2 protein-coding genes are annotated in these 1,446 nt (G+C 65.1%); both read right to left on the reverse strand.

Going from position 1 to position 1,446, the window contains the following annotated elements; genetic code table 11:
* Positions 1-23: 23 nt before the first annotated feature.
* Positions 24-467 carry a cyanase gene (gene cynS, locus EPO09_RS00005; RefSeq protein WP_290638929.1) on the reverse strand — a complete coding sequence of 148 codons (444 nt, stop codon included), beginning with the start codon at positions 465-467 and terminating at the stop codon, positions 24-26.
* A gap of 115 nt (positions 468-582) precedes the next feature.
* Positions 583-1,446: alpha/beta hydrolase (locus EPO09_RS00010; protein WP_290638931.1), on the reverse strand; the 864-nt coding region annotated here is incomplete at its 5' end.

Here is a 1,446-nt window from a genome sequence, read left to right on the forward strand (position 1 = left end):
GGCCAGGCCGTGAGTGATCCGGCTCAGTAAGTCTTGTAGGGCAGGAACTTGCCCGACATGACGATGCTGACGCGGTCACCAGCCGCATGGGGTTCGCGCTGCAGGTCCATCTTGAAGTCAATGGCGCTCATGATGCCGTCGCCGAACTCCTCGTGGATCAGCGCCTTGAAGGTGGTGCCGTACACGCTGATCAACTCGTAGAAGCGGTAGATCAAGGGGTCGGTCGGCACCGATGTGGGCAGAGAGCCTTTGTAGGGCACCTCCTGCAACCACAAGCGGGCCTCGTCAGGCAGATCGAAGATGTCGCCGATGAGCGCAGCCTGCTCGGCGTTCAAGGTCATCTGCCCCAGGCAGGCAGCCGTCACCCACTCCTTGCTCAGGCCCACCTTGGTGGCCACATCAGCCCACTTCAGGCCCTTCTTGACCTTGGCCTGCACGATCAGGTCGGTCACGTCTTCTCGGTTCATGCTCAGCTCCGTTGCGATGAAAGGAGCTGAATGAGGAGCAAGGAGCGTACCGGGTGGCGCCTCAGGGCTGGCCGCATCCGGCAAACGGCGTATCCAAGGTACAGCGGAAAGCCTGTCAGGCCTGGAACGCCTTCTTCAACTGCGCAGCCAGCTCGGCATGCAACTCGGCGGCCTCGGGCATGAAGCGCCCCATGTTGATGAAGTCATGGATCACGCCGGGCCATTGGCGCACTTCAACCGGCACGCCCGCATCACGCAGCTTCTGGGCGTAGTGATGCCCCTCATCGGTGAGGGCATCGCACTCGGCCAGGCCGATCCAGGCGGGCGCCACACCCGCGTGATCAGGCGCATGCAGGGGCTCGCGATGCCAGGCATGAGGCAGCGCATCGCCTCGCGTCTGCGCCTCGAACCAGGCCATCAGTTCGGCGCTCAGCAGGGTGTCGCGCGAGAAGGCCTTGAACGACTCGGTCGCCGAGCGCGTCTGCACCGAGGGGTAGATCAGCGCCTGCAAGGCCAGGGGGATGCCGGCATCGCGCGCCAGCAAGGCCACGCTGGCCGACAGCGTGCCGCCGGCGCTGTCGCCGCTCACGGCCAGACGGCTGCCATCCAGGCCCTGGGTGTGCCCATGCTCGGCCAACCACTGGAAGGCTGCCCACGCATCTTGCAAACCAGCGGGGTATTTGTGTTCAGGCGCCAGGCGGTAGTTCACGGCCACCACGGCCGCGCCGCTTTGTTTGGCCACGTTGCGGCACATGGCCTCGCAGGTATCGATGTCGCCAATCACGAAGCCACCACCATGCAGATACAGCAGCACGGGCAAGCCGGGCTCATGGCTGTCTGCCCACAGGCGGGCCTGCATGCTGCCAGCGGGCCCGGGGATGGCGAAGTCATGCACACGGGCCACCTGGGCACGTGGCAGCTCCATCGCGCCCACGGAAGCCTTGTAGGCCAGACGGGCTTGCGCGATCGGCAAGGTGTA

The organism is Aquabacterium sp., from assembly GCF_004297345.1.
Taxonomy (GTDB): domain Bacteria; phylum Pseudomonadota; class Gammaproteobacteria; order Burkholderiales; family Burkholderiaceae_C; genus Aquabacterium.